Source organism: Aeromonas sp. FDAARGOS 1418 (assembly GCF_019048585.1).
GTDB lineage: Bacteria > Pseudomonadota > Gammaproteobacteria > Enterobacterales > Aeromonadaceae > Aeromonas > Aeromonas caviae.
In genome coordinates, this window is sequence record NZ_CP077387.1 from 3,201,090 (window position 1) to 3,217,230 (window position 16,141).

The 16,141-nt window shown below is 62.3% G+C and carries 13 protein-coding genes and 1 other RNA gene; 3 read left to right on the plus strand and 11 right to left on the minus strand.

What is annotated here, in order from left to right:
- Positions 1–122: 122 nt before the first annotated feature.
- Positions 123–1,273, minus strand: a protein-coding gene (locus tag I6L48_RS14975; RefSeq protein WP_111736006.1) for an IS3 family transposase whose coding sequence is annotated in 2 segments (ribosomal slippage) — positions 123–1,036 and positions 1,036–1,273 — 1,152 coding nt in all. Because the reading frame shifts where the segments join, the coding sequence is not laid out codon by codon here.
- Positions 1,274–1,620: 347 nt separating this feature from the next.
- Here I6L48_RS14975 and I6L48_RS14980 point away from each other — a divergent pair.
- Positions 1,621–2,250 (plus strand): SEC-C metal-binding domain-containing protein, encoded by a 630-nt coding sequence (locus I6L48_RS14980; protein WP_216987394.1) that lies wholly within the window; start codon positions 1,621–1,623, stop codon positions 2,248–2,250.
- A gap of 114 nt (positions 2,251–2,364) precedes the next feature.
- Here the strand turns inward: I6L48_RS14980 and I6L48_RS14985 are convergent, their stop codons facing one another.
- The 10 genes from I6L48_RS14985 to I6L48_RS15030 form a co-directional block, all read right to left on the minus strand.
- A complete protein-coding gene (locus I6L48_RS14985; RefSeq protein WP_216987395.1) occupies positions 2,365–3,513 on the minus strand; it encodes a site-specific integrase in 1,149 nt (382 codons plus the stop codon).
- 97 nt (positions 3,514–3,610) lie between these two features.
- An RNA gene (gene ffs / locus I6L48_RS14990) (signal recognition particle sRNA small type) lies at positions 3,611–3,707 on the minus strand.
- A gap of 102 nt (positions 3,708–3,809) precedes the next feature.
- The gene (locus I6L48_RS14995) at positions 3,810–4,598 is read right to left on the minus strand and encodes a sulfite exporter TauE/SafE family protein (RefSeq protein WP_042014760.1); all 789 of its coding nucleotides are present in this window, start codon (positions 4,596–4,598) and stop codon (positions 3,810–3,812) included.
- A 91-nt stretch (positions 4,599–4,689) separates the two neighbouring features.
- Positions 4,690–6,126 (minus strand): arginine-ornithine antiporter, encoded by a 1,437-nt coding sequence (arcD, locus tag I6L48_RS15000; RefSeq protein ID WP_010674600.1) that lies wholly within the window; start codon positions 6,124–6,126, stop codon positions 4,690–4,692.
- 365 nt (positions 6,127–6,491) lie between these two features.
- Entirely contained in the window at positions 6,492–7,253 is a 762-nt protein-coding gene (locus tag I6L48_RS15005; protein WP_010674599.1) for an SDR family oxidoreductase, read from the minus strand.
- Between the two features lie 85 nt (positions 7,254–7,338).
- Positions 7,339–8,259: a 3-hydroxyisobutyrate dehydrogenase gene (gene mmsB, locus I6L48_RS15010; protein WP_216987396.1), complete on the minus strand. Its 921-nt coding sequence runs from the start codon at positions 8,257–8,259 to the stop codon at positions 7,339–7,341.
- Positions 8,260–8,286: 27 nt separating this feature from the next.
- Positions 8,287–9,387, minus strand: coding sequence for an enoyl-CoA hydratase/isomerase family protein (locus I6L48_RS15015; RefSeq protein ID WP_216987397.1), 1,101 nt, complete (start codon positions 9,385–9,387; stop codon positions 8,287–8,289).
- 78 nt (positions 9,388–9,465) lie between these two features.
- Entirely contained in the window at positions 9,466–10,257 is a 792-nt protein-coding gene (locus tag I6L48_RS15020) for an enoyl-CoA hydratase (protein WP_216987398.1), read from the minus strand.
- Between the two features lie 117 nt (positions 10,258–10,374).
- A complete protein-coding gene (locus tag I6L48_RS15025; RefSeq protein ID WP_216987399.1) occupies positions 10,375–11,532 on the minus strand; it encodes an acyl-CoA dehydrogenase family protein in 1,158 nt (385 codons plus the stop codon).
- Between the two features lie 79 nt (positions 11,533–11,611).
- Entirely contained in the window at positions 11,612–13,123 is a 1,512-nt protein-coding gene (locus I6L48_RS15030) for a CoA-acylating methylmalonate-semialdehyde dehydrogenase (protein WP_216987400.1), read from the minus strand.
- A gap of 256 nt (positions 13,124–13,379) precedes the next feature.
- Between I6L48_RS15030 and I6L48_RS15035 the strand changes: the two genes are divergently transcribed.
- Complete coding sequence (locus tag I6L48_RS15035; protein ID WP_216987401.1) at positions 13,380–14,528, plus strand: isovaleryl-CoA dehydrogenase; 1,149 nt, start codon at positions 13,380–13,382, stop codon at positions 14,526–14,528.
- Complete coding sequence (locus I6L48_RS15040; protein WP_216987402.1) at positions 14,525–16,141, plus strand: carboxyl transferase domain-containing protein; 1,617 nt, start codon at positions 14,525–14,527, stop codon at positions 16,139–16,141. Before I6L48_RS15035 ends, I6L48_RS15040 begins: the two co-directional genes overlap by 4 nt.

Consider the following 16,141-nt stretch of genomic DNA (forward strand, 5'->3'; position numbering starts at 1 on the left):
GTAAAACAGCGCCACAGGTGAAAGAAAAGCGGGTAATAGAAGCTCACTGGAAATCCAGTAGTTGGCCTTTGGCTCTGGTATCTAAGGGATGTTGTGAAGAGGATTGAAGCGCACCTGGTTTTCTAGACACTTTGTTGCTGAAAAATAAACTGCCTTTCAAACTCTACCGGCGACAGCCCATCATTGGAACCATGACGCCTGATTGGGTTGTAAAACATCTCGATATAATCAAACACATCGCTGCGGGCTTCGTCTCTTGTCGCGTAAATCCTGCGCTTGATCCGCTCCCGTTTGAGCAACTGAAAGAAGCTCTCGGCGACCGCGTTGTCGTGACAGTTACCCCGTCGGCTCATACTGCAACTCAGGTTGTGGGCCTTCAGAAAGTCTTGCCATTCACCACCGGTAAACTGGCTGCCCTGATCCGAATGCACCAGTACCGGCTGCTTGGGTTTGCGCCGCCAGACGGCCATCAATAACGCATCAACCGCCAAGTCTGCCGTCATGCGTGACTTCATCGCCCAGCCGACGATCTGGCGAGAGAACAGGTCGAGCACCACCGCCAGGTACAGCCACCCTTCTTGAGTGCGAATGTAGGTAATGTCAGTCACCCAGGTGATGTTGGGGGCTGGCACCTTAAACTGACGTGCCAGCGTGTTTGGGGCAGCTTGCGTGCTCTTGCCTCCATAATGCCCCTTGCGGCGTTGATAGCCCGTTTGCGAACGCAGTCCCTCCCGCTTCATTAATTTGGCCACACGGTGCTTGCCGCAGGCTTCCCCTGCGTCACGAAGGTCGCGATGGATCTTGCGATAACCGTAGACAGCACCACTTTCCAGCCAGGATTGCTTGACCAATCCGGTCAGTCGTTCGTCCTCCTGCTGTCGTGGCGATGTGGGCTGTTTCAACCACGCGTAGAAGCCACTTCGGTGAACCCCCAGGGTCTGGCACAGGGTAACGACACTGTACCGGTCGAGTCGGGAGGTTATGAACGCGTACCTTTCCTTGACTCGCTGGCAAAGTACGCGGCGGCCTCCTTTAGAATATTGCGCTCCTCGGTGACCTGGCGCAGTTCAGTTTTCAGGCGGCGGATCTCGGCTTGCAAGGCAGACTCTTCTATCTGCTGGTCAGCAGGCTTACCGTACTGCTTGAGCCATGCATACAGGCTGTGGCTGGATACCCCGATGGCACGTGCAACGTCAGCCACCGGCCGCCCGCGCTCGGTGATTTGTTTAACGGCTTCTATTTTGAATGTTTCTGGATAACGCTGACGGGTCATAACACCTCCAATAGTTGCCTCATTTTAAGGCTGTGAGGTGTCTAGGGAACTGGGGGCGATTCAACCCCATTGATACACACAAAAGACCAGAGCCAACGAGGCCCTACTAAGACGAACAGCAGGACATGCTGAAGACGAATGAGAACAGACGAGCAGTAGGCGGCTAGGAGAGTGGCAGAAGATAGGGGGGACGGGGGATAGTGAGGTGGAGGTAACGCCTTAAAAGTCCTCACGGATTTTTCCAGAATTTACCAATGGAATTCGCAAGATGTCGATTGCGAGCTTCTTGTTGTTGCCCCATCTTCAAACGGGTAACATTAAGCACATTACTTGAGCAATCATACAGGATGCAGAATGCCCAATTCCCTGCGATTTGCGACAACTGTGGAACCGCGTTTCCATCTGGATTTGCTTTTGAAGGTAGTATCCATAATCTTTCTTTATCAGGTAATAAATCTGGTCCTTGTCCAGCTTGCGGTGGGATGGGTAGTGTCCCCGATGGGGTGTTCAATGTCTTGGGAAATGTCATCGAGATAATTGATGCGCCAAGAAAGACTGTTGAACAATTGAGTCGTTACGTAAACATACTCAATAGAGCCCAAAAGGAAAAACTAACAAGAGAGGAAGTTCAGGAACAAATTGAAAAAGAAGCTCCTGAGTTAGCCTACATCAGCGACATTCTTCCAAAAACAAGAATGGAACTTTACACCTTTCTTGGCCTACTTCTCGCTTTCCTGACAACAGTAATGACCGCAATGTCCTTGATGAAAGACGATAAAACGGTCGTCATTGAACAGCAAATCATCCTGGAACAGACAATCAACAACTTTGGCACATCACGTGCGACCCCATCTACTTCTAGGCCAGATCGTAATTACTCGGACAACCGACCCCGTGCGCAGAAAGTGGGAAGAAATGAGCCTTGTCCTTGTGGTAGTGAACTTAAGTACAAAAAATGCTGTTTAAACATGATTTAGCATTAACATGCCGTCCAATCGGCTCAACCATTGCGACACAAGTTCATCATCTCATAGGGGCACACACCGGCCCCTTCTTCTCGCACTCGCTACCCAGCAAGCTTCTACGCTTGTTCATAGCGCCTCTTCGATAGCTGCCTGCAACTTCTCGACTGCCACGCCACCGCCATACCTGTCGTAACTGATCGCCCCGTTGGTATGCCCCAAGATCGCAGCCGCATACTGAAGCGGTACCCCATGATCCTTCAACGCTGTTGCTACGGTATGCCGCAAGCTGTGGAAGTCTTTGTCTACAGGACGATGACGACTGAACCACTGCCCCCAGAGATGGCTGTAACCATCTTGTCGATGAGGTAGCTCAGGGAACAACCGTCCCCCTGCCCTTTCCTGCACAAAGCCGATAAAGCCACCAGCAATCAACGAGGAGTGAATAGGGATCAAGCGAGCACTGTTGGCCGTCTTGAGCTTCTGGTCTGGGCGGTTGTCTCTGATGTTCAGGCACCATACCTCGTCGACCTGCTGCACATCGTCTGCGTACAACTGGCAAATCTCATTGGCTCTCGCTCCGGTATACAAGCCGAGCAACGCTATCCACTTGCGGTATGGATTCTGCTCCTTCGCCCACTGGATCAACCGCTGTTTCTCCGCAGATGTGTACCCACTGCGAGCATTGACCTCTTTGACCCGCTGTAGCTTGAGCCCTGCGAAGTGATTGACGATGCCCTCGTGGTGATTGCCCAGCCAGACGAACAACAGAGAGAGCTTCTGAAGGTACTTGTTGATAGTCGTCGGGCTCTTGCCTGAGTTCAGCAATTCGTCCTTGAACTTGACCACATCGGCCTTGCTGTAAGCGGTGGGAGATCTATCCCCCAGCGACTTGATGAAGTAACCGATGTAGTTCTTCTGGTTACTAAGCTCTTTTGGTGCCCAGGAGAGCGCCTTCTCTTTCAGATAACGGTCACTCAGTTCTGAGAGTACTGGAGATGCAATGGCAGAGGGACCCACAGGGGCAGAACTGGCCGCTGAGGGTGTCTGTTGCTGTAGTCGCTGAGGCTCCGGCAGGGAGCTTGGCTGAGGTTCTGGCTGGACAGTCTCAGGCTTTACCCGAGAACGCGCACAGGCGAGCAACTGAGCCACCTTGTCACGTGCGACCAGCTTGTCCCGAGTACGGAGAGATTTCTTGATGTCCTTGCGGCGTCCACACGAAAGAACGGTCACCTTGCGGTAGTACCAGATACCTTGCGGAGAGAGCCAGAGATTCACGATGAAGACTCCTGATTCATCCACACAAAGTGGATTACCAAGAGGTCTGAAGGGGGTGATTAGCTGTAACTTATTGAATTGCAGAAACAAGTGGTGGCCCTACCAGCCACATCCCGGCACTCGAGTCCCCCGCCTTGGCTGCTACCTTCCGGTCCTGACCAGGTCGACGGGTTATCAATGCGAGAGGACCAATAGGACCACCGGCGAGGAGAATAGGCAAACTGGCCCCTCAATGCAACGGCTTTCTGCCGCTGCACGAGCTGTTCGCCTTATTTTTCAACAATCTGGCCAAGGGTTCAGCTAAAGAGCATGAATTTGGCACCCACCAGCAACATGAGCAGGGCAAAGGCCTGCTTGAGCCGCCGGGGTGACATTCTGTGTGCCAGTCTGGCGCCCAGACGGGCAAATTGGGTGCTGGTGAGCACGATGCCAAGCAGGGCCGGCAGATAGATGAATCCGACGCTCCACTCGGGCAGATCGGCGTCTCCCCAACCCGCATAGAGGTAGCTGAGGCTGCCTGCCAGGGCGATGGGCATGCTGCAGGCAGCGGAGGCGGCCACGGCGTTGCGCATGGGCACCGAATTCCAGGTGAGGTAAGGCACGGTCAGCGAGCCGCCACCGATGCCGAACAAGGCCGACATCCAGCCGATGACGGTGCCCGCGATCCCGGTACCAAGGGGGCCCGGCATGTGTCGCTCCGCTTTTGGCCTCAGATTGAGCCCCATCTGCAGGGCCATGGTCCAGGCGAAGCAGCCGATGATGATGTTGAGGGTACTGGCGCTCAGCAGGTTGGCGGTCATGCCGCCGAGCCAGGCACCGACCAGCATGCCGGCGCCCAGGCGCCGAATCATCCCCCAGTCTACCGCTCCTGCCTCCTGGTGCGCACGCAGGGAGCTGAAACCGGTGAAGATCATGGTGGGCAGCGAGGTGCCGAGGGCCAGATGGGTGATGATCTCCGGCGCCACGCCCTGTGCGTGAAAACTCAGGACCAGCACGGGGACGATGATGAGTCCGCCGCCGATACCGAACAGCCCAGCCAGCATGCCCGCGAAGGCGCCCAACACCAGATAGCCCACAAACAGCATAAACATTCCTTCAATAACGAAACAGCGGTCAACTTGACCGCCATTATCCATAAAAAAGAGATGGTATCTTGCCATCTCTTTATTGTGCCGATTAATGCAGGGGAATGGTACCGTCCATCACCTTGTAGAACGCCAGTACGGCGCAGCCGAGCAGGGCTGCCGTCATCCCCTGCTCCAGCCGATTGAGGCTGCGCAGGCCGTGGTGCTGGCGCGCCTTCCAGTAGATGAAGATCCCCGGGCTGTAGAGCAGCGCCACCAGCAAGAGGTACTCCACCCCGGCGGCATAGACCAGCCAGCAGCCATAGACGGTGGCCACCAGGGCCAGCAGCAGGTCGCGCTTGCGCTGATGGGGCTGGCCCGCGTAGGTCTCCCCTTTCAACGCCAGCTTGAGGCCGTAAGCACCGGAGAAGACATAGGGCACCAGGGCAGCCGAGGTGGCGATGTTCACCAACGCCAGATAGGTGCTGTTCTGGAAGTAGATGATGATGAGGAAGATCTGCACCAGGCAGGTGGAGCACCAGAGCGACACCTTGGGGGAGCCGTTCTTGTTCTCCTTGGCGAACCAGGCCGGGAAGACCCCGGTCTTGCCCGCGATGTAGGGCACTTCCGCCGCCAGCACGGTCCAGCTCAGCAGGGCCCCCATCACCGAGATCACCAGGCCGATGTTGATGAGCCAGGCGCCCCAGGGGCCGACCACGGCTTCCAGGATCATGGCGGTGGAGGGGTTCTTGAGGGCCGCCAGTTGCGGCTGGTTCATGACCCCCAGGGAGAACAGGGTCACCATGACGTAGAGCGCCAGGGCGCCGAGCAGCGCCAGCACGGTGGCGCGGCCCACGTCCTTGCGATGGCGGGCACGGGCGGAGACCACCACGGCCCCCTCGATGCCGATGAAGACCCATAGGGTCACCTTCATGGTGGACTTCACCTGATCCATCACGGAGCCGAGCTCGGGACTCCCCTGCCCCCAGAGATCCAGGGTGAAGGTCTCCATGTTGAAAGCGAGCAGGATGGCTACGCAGAAGACGATGAGGGGCACCATCTTGGCGATGGTGGTGACGATGTTCACCAGCGCCGCCACCTGGATGCCGCGCAGCACCAGGGCATGCACCGACCAGATGAGCAGGGAAGCGAGCGTGATGGCGACCGGAGTATTGCCGTCACCGAAGATGACATTGTCCGGCGTGTCGAAGAAGTAGCTCAGCGCACTGAACACCACGATGGCGTAGGAGACGTTGGCCAGCAGCTGGCACAGCCAGTAACCCCAGGCGGCGTTGAAGCCGACGAAATCCCCGAACCCTGCCTTGGCGTAGCTGAAGATGCCGCCATCGAGATCCGGTCGACGCATGGAGAGATTCTGGTAGACCAGGGCGAGGCAGATCATGCCGATCCCCGTGATGGCCCATCCCAGGGCGACGGCCCCGGCACTGGCGTGCGCTGCGATGTTTTGCGGCAGACTGAAAACCCCGGCACCGACCATGGAGCCGATCACCAGCGAAATGAGGGCACCCAGCCCCAGTTTCTTGTCCATCTCAAACCTGTTTTATTAGGCGGCGGCTGAGCATCCGTATTCATACAGCGCGCGACATGGGAGGGGCTAGAAATCCATACCCCGTGAAAAAGGCGGCAACTATATTGCATGACTATTCCGGCCGCAATCCCTCTTGCCGTCAATCATGAGCCGCCTTGACCGCGCGCAATTTTACAGCACTGACCCGGGGTGCCTGTGAGCTGGTTCAAATTAAGAAAGACCCGTTGATATTTCACGACTTTTCATGATGCCGCCCCGCTTTTCAAAAGCCGGACCTGCATGGCTATGCACCCTTGCACTGGGGCCTTTCCCCTGCAAAAACGCCCCTGCAGGAGGGACGTCAGAGAGGGTATATGCAGGGGGGACTAGAGCCTCAAGCCGCCGTCCAGCTCGATCATCCGCCCCGACAGATAGTCGTTGGCAAGGATGAACTGCACCGTCTGGGCCAACTGCGCCGCCTGCCCCAGGGTGCCCACCGGGATGGCCTGTTGCATGCGGGCCATGGCTTCGGGCTTCATCGCCGCCGTCATGTCGGTGGCAAAGACGCCGGGGGCGATGCCCATCACCCGGATGCCGTGACGGGCCAGCTCCTTCCCCCAGGTGACCACCAGAGAGGCCACCCCCGCCTTGCTGGCGGCATAGTTGCTCTGGCCCATGTTGCCGGCCCGGGCGATGGAGGAGATGTTGATGATGACGCCCCCCTCCCCGCCGGTGGCCATCAGCGCCGCCCCCTCGCGCCCGCACAGGAAGGTGCCGGTGAGATTGACGTCGATGACGCTCTGCCACTGGGCCAGGCTCATCTTCTCCGTCAGTGCCCCCTCCTTCACCTTGATCAGCATGCCGTCGCGCAGGATGCCGGCACAGTTGACGAGACCGTGCAGGGCACCGAACTGATCCTTGATGGCGGCGAAGGTCGCCTCGACCTCCGGCTCGCTTGCCACGTTGCAGACGAACAGGGCGCAGCGGCCGTCACGGCTGCGTACCTCCGCCTCGGTCACCTCCAGATCGGTGCGGTTGACGTCGATGAGCGCAAGCACGGCCCCCTGCTCCGCCAGACTCAGGGCGATGGCGCGGCCCAGCCCCCTGCCCGCCCCCGTGATGGCGATGACTTTCCGTGTGATATCCATAAATGCTCCTGATGAGATGGCCGCTGACTGTCGAGTAAAAAATGTCGAGTCAAAGACTATCGGGTAAATAGGTAGATAGCGGCCCTTAACCCGGCGCTGTCTTGTCCCGATAGAGCTCGAGTATGCTGGAAAAATCCTTGTTCTCCTGGCCCAGGCTCCCGTGCAGGTTGAAGAGGTTGCGGGCCAGGGCCCCCATGGGCACGGCGCTGTGGGCATGTTCCGCCAACGCCATGGCGAGCCCCAAATCCTTGACCATCAGCCGGGTCATAAAGCCCCCTGTATACCCACGGGATGCCGGCACGTTCTCCATCACCCCGGGCCAGGGGTTGTAGCGCTCAAGGCTCCAGTTGTTGCCCGAACTCTTGCCCATGATGGTGGAGAGCACGGCGGGATCCAGCCCCTCCTTGACCCCGAGCGCCAGCGCCTCGGCGGTGCCGGCCATGTGGATGGCGAGCAGCATGTTGTTGCACATCTTGGCGATCTGGCCAGCGCCAAGCGCCCCGGCGTGAAACAGGTTCTGCCCCATGCAGGCGAGCACGGGTCTGGCCGCTTCAAAATCCGCTTGTTCGCCGCCGACGATGAAAGTGAGCGTACCCGCCGCCGCACCGGCCACGCCCCCCGAGACGGGGGCATCGAGAAAACGGATGCCGCTCGCCTTCGCCGCCGCCCCCACCTGACGGGCCGAGGCCACGTCTATGGTGGAGCAGTCGATGACCAGGGCGCCGGGCAACAGGGCCGCCAGCAGATCCTGGCCACCCCGCTCACCGGCACTCTCGCCCAGCCAGAGGCTGCGCACGTGCTCCCCCGCCGGCAGCATGCTGATGACCAGCTCGCAGCCGCTCACCGCTTCCCGGGCATTCCCGGCGGCAATGCAGCCAGCCTCGATGGCCCGGCTCAGGCTCTCGGGCACCAAATCAAACACCTGTACCCTGTGCCCCGCCCTGGCCAGGTTGGCGGCCATGGGCCCCCCCATATTGCCAAGCCCGATAAACCCAATCCTTGTCATGGTGTGCTCCTTGTGTGTGATCCCGCGTCAGCCGAGGCGCAAGGGGTTGTCCCCCTCGGGCCAGCGATAGAAGGCATCCAGCCAGGCCTCACCCGTCTGCGGGGCCTGCCAGCGGGGGGATTTGTCCTTGTCGATGAGCAGGGCCCGCACCCCTTCCACGAAGTCCCCTCTGAGCACGCAATTGACCGAGAGGGTCAGCTCGTCGGCAAACACCTCGGCCAGGGACTGGCGCCGTGCCTGCCAGAACTGGCGCCAGAGAATGGCGCGGCTGATAGGGCTGCCGCGAAGGCAGGTCTCCCGTCCCTGAGCCAGCGCCGGTTCGTCCAGCTCGGCGCCCTCGAGGCGTGCCAGCACCCCTTGCAGGGAGCGGCCGGTCAACAGCGCATCGATGCGGGCCTGGTGGGGCAGCAGTACGGGAGGCGGCAATGCCTGGCCAAGGGATCGCTGCAAACCGGTGAGCAGCGCCTCGATCTGCTCGCCGGGGTCGCCTGCGGACCAGTCGAGGGCGGCGAGGCGCGCCGGCAGCTCGGCCCGCTCGCGGCTCCCCATGGCGTGATCCGCGAGCCCCAGGCCGATGGCGTCCGCCCCGTTGAAGCGGGCACCGGTGAGGCCGAGCCAGAGCCCGAGCCGCCCCGGCATCCGGCTCAAAAACCAGCTGGCCCCCACATCCGGATAGAGGCCTATGGTTACCTCCGGCATGGCGAACAGGCTCTTTTCGGTCACCACCCGAAAACCGGCCCCGGCAAAGAGACCGATGCCGCCCCCCATGCAGATGCCGTCCGCCACGCAGACAAGGGGCTTGCCGTAGCAGTGGATGTGGTGATCGAGCCGGTACTCCTGCAGAAAGAAGTCGCGGGCATAGCCAAACAGTGCCGACTCGTTCCCCTCCTGCTTGCGGTAATAAAAGGAGCGGATGTCGCCACCGGCGCAGAATGCCTTCTCGCCGGCCCCTTGCAACAACACGCAGACGATGGCCGGATCCTGCTCCCAGCGGGTCAACGCCCCCTGCAACAACTGGATCATCTCAAGGCTCAGGGCATTGAGGGAGGCGGGGCTGTCCAGAGTCAGCATGCCGATGTGGCGGCCATCCGCCGTGGGGCGGGTCTCGATGCGCACGGGCTCACTCATGGGCAGCCCCCGCAGACCGGGTATCTGCCCCTGCGACATGGCGGGTCGCCATCAATACCTCATTCATCCTTCGCTCCCTCACTCTTTCGGTTTGAATTGGTAGTAACGCCAGCGCGGGGCCCGCTTCTCCAGGAAGGCCGCCACCCCTTCGCGCTGGTTGGCATCGTCAAACAGGGCGAGAAAGAGGCTGCGCTCGAGTGGCAGCGCCGCGTCCCTGTGGGTGCTTCGCCCCTGATTGATGAGCTGTTTGCAGGCGCGCAGGGCGCTCGGGCTCTGTCGCTCCACCAGCTGGGCCATCTGCTGCGCCGCCTCCCAGGCGTGCCCCTCGGTCACCACCTCCTCCACCAGCCCCATCTCGTAGGCCAGGGTGGCGCTCACCTTCTCGCCGCAGAGGATCATCCGCTTGGCCCAGCCCGGCCCCACCAGCTCGGTGAGGCGCTGGGTGCCGCCGGCACAGGGCAGCAAGCCCACCGAGGCCTCCGGCAACCCCAGCTTGGCCTGCTGCTCGGCGATGCGGATGTCGCAGGCCAGTGCGACTTCGAGCCCCCCTCCCATGGCATAGCCGTTGATGGCGGCGATGCTGACCCCGTGAAAGCGGGCCAGCGCCTCGAAGGCGTGGCCAAAGGCCTCGGCCACCTCGCGGGCATGCGCCAGGCTGCCGTCGGCGAACATCTTGAGATCGGCGCCGGCGCAGAAGAATTTCTCTCCAGCACCGCGGATCACCAGGGCCACCACGTCGGGGCGACCATCCAGCTCCACCATCATCTGCAAGAAGGCTTTCAGGCTGGCGAGCGTCCAGGTGTTGGCGGGTGGGTGATCGAGGGTGATGTAGGCCACGTGGCCGTGATATTCGAGCCTGATCCTTGTCATTGCGTTGTCCTTGTCAAAAAACTGCCCCATGATGACAGGGTTGAATGGAGCCAACCTGCACCTGGCTCACAAAGCCTGAGGACGCGCCGACTGCGTCCTCAGAGCAGGCCCCTCCCGCTACTCCAGCGACAGGCCAGGGTCGGCCAGCAGGCGGCGGGCGATGATGAGCCGCATCACTTCATTCGTCCCTTCCAGAATGCGGTGCACCCGGGTGTCGCGCAGATAGCGCTCGAGCGGATACTCGCGGATATAACCATAGCCGCCAAAGAGTTGCAGGGCGTCGTCGCAGATGCGGTGCCCCACGTCGGTGGCAAAACGCTTGGCCATGGCGCACCAGGCACTTTTGTCCGGGCTGCCCTCATCGAGTTTGGCGGCCGCCTGGCGCACCAGCAGGCGGGCGGCGGCGAGCTCGGTGGCCATGTCGGCCAGGCGAAACTGCACGCTCTGGAATTCGCTGATCGGGTGTCCAAATTGCTGGCGCTGCTGCACATGGGCCAGGGCATCGTTGAGAGCCTGCTGGGCGGTGCCCAGCGAACAGCTCGCGATGTTGATGCGCCCCCCATCGAGCGCCTGCATGGCGAACCTGAACCCTTCCCCCTCCTCCCCCAACCGGTAACGGGCGGGAATGCGCACGGCATTGAAGTTCACCTCCCGGGTCGGCTGGCTGTTCCAGCCCATTTTTTCCTCCGCCTTGCCGTAGCTCACGCCGGGGGTCTGGGCCGGCACCATGAAGGCGGAGATCCCCTTGGCCCCCTCACCACCGGTGCGGGCCATCACCACCAGCACGTCTGTGCTGCCAGCGCCCGAGATGAACACCTTGCTGCCGTCGAGGAGGTAATCCGCGCCATCGCGCACGGCGCGGGTCTTGAGGGCCGCCGCGTCGGAGCCCGCCCCCGGCTCGGTGAGGCAGTAGGAGCCCAGCAGTTCGCCGCTGGCGAGCCTGGGTACCCACTCCGCGGCCACCTCGGCAGGCAGCCAGCTGCCCAGCATCCAGCTCACCATGTTGTGGATGGTGAGATAGGCGGTGGTGGAGGTGCAGCCCATGGCGAGGCGTTCGAAGATGAGGCTGGCATCGAGCCGGCTCAGGCCCAGACCGTCATACTGCTCCGGGGTATAGAGGCCACACAGGCCCAGCGCCGCCGCCTGCTTGATGGTGGGGATGGGGAACTCGTGCTCCCTGTCCCAGCGCGCGGCGTGGGGTTTGAGCGCCAGATCGGCGAAGGCGCCGGCCGACTCGACACAGGCCCGTTGGGATTCGGTCAGGGTAAAATCCATCTTGTTCGCTTCCTTTGTACTTGTTCCGTCGATCCGTTGCTGTCAATGGGGGCGCCCGGGCAAAGTGGGCAACCTGCCATCAGCGCAGCTGGATGGTCATATTGGGGCCGCAGGGAATGTCTTCGTCGAACCAGCGCTCCGTCACCGTCTTGGTCTCGGTGTAAAAACGCACCGCCTGCTTGCCGTAGGCATGCAGATCCCCGTAGAAGGAGCCACGCCAGCCGGTGAAGGAGAAGAACGGCAGCGGCACCGGGATGGGCACGTTGATCCCCACCTGGCCCACCGCCACCTCGTGGCGGAACTTGCGAGCGGCGGCGCCACAACCGGTGAAGAGGGAGGTGCCGTTGCCATAGGGGTTGGCGTTGATGAGGGCAAGCGCCTCGTCGAGGCTCCCCACCTCGAGGCAGGCCAGCACGGGCCCGAAGATCTCCTCCTTGTAGATGCGCATCTCGGGGGTCACGCCGCGAAACAGGGTCGGCCCCACCCAGTTGCCCACCGGGTAGCCGGGGACGTCGCAAAAACGGCCGTCCAGCAGGCACTCGGCTCCCTCGGCAATCCCTGCCTCGATAAGCCCCTCCACCCTGACTTTCGCCTCCGGGCTGATGAGGGGGCCATAAGCCGCCTCGGGATCGTGCCAGACGCCGGGTTTCACCTTGGCGAACTCGGCGGCGAGCTCGGGGATCCACTCCCGGGCGCTCCCCACGAACACCGCCACGCTGATGGCCATGCAGCGCTGACCGGCGGCGCCGACTCCGGCTCCCACGAGGTTGCCGAGCACCTGCGCCTTGTTGGCATCCGGCATGATCACCATGTGATTCTTGGCGCCGACAAAACACTGGGCCCGCTTGAGTTGCGACGTGGCGCTGCGATAGACGTGGCCGCCGACCCGGGCCGAGCCCACGAAACTGACTGCCTTGACATCGGGATGGGCCAGCAGCGCATCCACCTGCTCGGCGCCGCCGTGCACCACCGACAGAATGCCCCTGGGGGCCCCCGCCTCGGTAAACAGCTCGGCCAGGCGCATGGGGGTGAGAGGATCCTGCTCGGAGGGCTTGAGCACGAAGCCGTTGCCGCAGGCCACCGCCAGCGGGAACATCCAGAGCGGGATCATGGCCGGAAAGTTGAACGGCGTGATGCCGACGCAGACCCCGAGGGGCTGCACCCAGGAGTGGCCGTCGACCCGGCGCGCCACGTTGCCCATGGTCTCCCCCAGGGTCTGGCTTGCAATGGCGCAGGCCTGCTCCACCACCTCGATGCCGCGCCACACATCCCCCTTGGCATCCGCCAGGTTCTTGCCGGTTTCCTGGGCCAGCAGGGTCGCCAGCTCGTCGTGGTGCACTTTCAACAGATGCTGGTAGTTGAACATGACCCGGGCCCGCTCGGGGGCCGGCACCTCCCGCCACTGCAGGTAGGCGTCGTGAGCGGTGCGCACCGCCAGCTCAATTTCCGCAGAGGTAGCTTTCGGCACCCGCGCCAGCAGACTCTGATCCGCCGGGTTGGTCACCTCTATCCACTCGTCACTTGCGGACGGACACGCCTCGCCACCGATGTAGAGCGGCAGATCCCCGTACTGGGTGTGATGCTGGCTCATGCCCCCCTCCTAGCCCGTTGGCAGGCGATGGCAGGCCACCCTGGGCCGGCCACATCCATGTTGCTGTTGCACATCCTGTTCACTCCTTGCGCTCATCTACCCGGGTAGCCCTTGCGACGGGCTGCCATCGAATTTACCTTAGACTAACAACACACTTACGTTTACGCTAACGTAAACTTGAATCACGAATGGACTGACCAGTCATCACCCTGATGGCAGGGGAAATCGGCAGTCCACTGCACCAAGGAGAGCACGGATGCATGCCCTGATGGATGAAACCCTCCAGGCCCTGACCGAACAGGTCGAGGCCTTCTGCCAGAAAGTGATCGCACCGCGCGCCAGCGAGATCGATCAGAGCAACGCTTTCCCCCGGGATCTCTGGCCCCAGATGGGTGAGCTGGGGCTGCACGGCATCACGGTGGCGGAGGAGTATGACGGGGTGAACCTCGGCTATCTGGCCCATGTGCTGGTGATGGAGCAGGTGAGCCGCGCCAGCGCCTCGGTCGGCCTCTCCTACGGCGCCCACTCCAACCTCTGCATCAACCAGATCCACCGCCACGGCACCCCTGATCAGAAGGCGAGATATCTGCCTGATCTGATCAGCGGCAAACACGTGGGGGCGCTGGCCATGAGCGAGCCGGGCGCTGGCTCCGACGTGGTGAGCATGCGCCTCACCGCGGTGCGCGAGGGGGATCACTTCGTGCTGAACGGCAACAAGATGTGGATCACAAACGGGCCCGATGCCGACACCTTCGTCATCTATGCCAAGACCGATGCCGCTGCCGGGCCCAAAGGGATTTCCGCCTTTATCGTCGAGGCGGGTACTCCCAGTTTTTCCACCGCCCAGAAGCTCGACAAGCTCGGCATGCGCGGCTCCAGTACCTGCGAGCTGGTGTTCGACAACTGCCGGGTGAAGCAGGAGAACCTGCTGGGCCCCCTGCACGGCGGGGTCAAGGTACTGATGAGCGGTCTGGACTACGAGCGGGTGGTGCTGGCGGCCGGGCCCCTTGGCATCATGCAGGCCTGCATGGACGTGGTGCTCCCCTATGTGCGCGAGCGCAAGCAGTTCGGTCAGGCCATCGGCGAGTTTCAGCTGGTGCAGGGCAAGCTCGCCGACATGTATACCCGCCTCGCCAGCAGCCGGGCGCTGGTCTATTCGGTGGCGAGCGCCTGCGATCAGGGCCGCACCAGCCGCAAGGATTGCGCCGCCGCCATCCTGTTTGCCGCCGAGAACGCCACCCAGATGGCCCTCGATGCCATCCAGCTGCTCGGCGGCAACGGCTACATCAACGAATACCCCACCGGCCGCCTGCTGCGGGACGCCAAGCTCTACGAAATCGGCGCCGGCACCTCGGAGATCCGCCGCTGGCTCATCGGCCGCGAGCTGATGGGAGAGCGCGCATGAGCAGGATCCACTCCCGCCTAGACACCGCGAGCCCCGACTATGAGGCCAATCGGGCCGCCATGCAGGCACTGGTCGACGATCTGAATACCCGCCTGGAGGAGATAGCCCAGGGCGGGGGCGCGGCCAACAACGCCCGCCACCAGGCCCGTGGCAAGCTGCTGCCCCGGGAGCGCATCGACCAGCTGCTGGACCCGGGTTCCCCCTTTCTCGAACTGTCGGCGCTGGCGGGCTGGCAGGTCTATGACGAGCCGGTGCCCGCCGCCGGCATCCTCACCGGCATCGGCCGGGTCTCGGGGCGCTTGTGCATGCTGGTGGTGAATGACGCCACCGTGAAGGGCGGCACCTACTACCCCCTCACGGTGAAAAAGCACCTGCGCGCCCAGGCCATTGCCGAGCGACTGCGCCTCCCATGCCTCTATCTGGTGGATTCCGGCGGTGCCTTCCTGCCCATGCAGGACGAGGTGTTCCCCGACCGGGAGCATTTTGGCCGCATCTTCTACAATCAGGCCCGCATGTCGGCCCAGAGCATCCCCCAGCTGGCGGTGGTGATGGGGCTCTGTACCGCCGGGGGTGCCTACGTGCCCGCCATGGCGGACGAGTCAGTCATGGTCAGGGAACAGGCCACCCTCTTTCTGGCGGGCCCGCCCCTGGTCAAGGCCGCCACCGGCGAGGAGATCAGCGCAGAAGCCTTGGGCGGCGCCGAGGTGCACTGCGTCCACTCCGGGGTGGCGGATCACATGGCCCGGGACGATGCCCATGCCTTGGCCATCACCCGCACCCTGGTAAGCAACCTGGGGGACAACCAGACGGCGGCGTCACCCGCCCCATCCGCTCCCTCCTATGATGAGCCGCACTACCCCATCGAGGAGCTCTACGGCCTGGTGGGCACCAGTCTCAAGCGCCCCTATGACGCACGAGAATTGATCGCCCGACTGGTGGATGGCTCTGTGTTTGACGAATTCAAGGCGTTGTTCGGCACTACCTTGGTGACGGGTTTTTCCCGCATTGAGGGCATGCAGGTGGGGATCCTCGCCAACAACGGCGTGCTGCACAGCGACAGCGCCCAGAAGGGGGCCCACTTCATCCAGCTCTGCAACCAGCGGGGGATCCCGCTGCTGTTTCTGCAAAACATCACCGGCTTTATGGTGGGGAGTACGGCGGAGAAAGAGGGGATCGCCAAGCACGGCGCCAAGCTGGTGACCGCCGTGGCCTGCAGCCGGGTGCCCAAGATCACCCTGATCGTCGGCGGCAGCTTCGGTGCCGGCAACTACGGCATGTGCGGGCGCGCCTATGAACCGGATTTTCTGTTCAGCTGGCCCAACAGCCGCATCTCCGTCATGGGGGGCGAGCAGGCGGCCGGGGTGCTGGTGCAGGTGCGCCGGGACAAGCTGGCCGCCGAGGGCAAGACTCTGGGCGAGTCGGAGGCGGCCGCCATTCGCGCCCCGGTGATAGCGCAGTACGAGCGCCAGGGTCACCCCTATTACGCCAGTGCTCGCCTGTGGGATGACGGCGTCATCGACCCGGTCCAGAGCCGCACCGTGCTGGCCCTGGCGCTGGCGGCCTGCCAGGGGGCCGAGCCGGGCCCCGGGCAGTACGGCATCTTCCGGATGTAA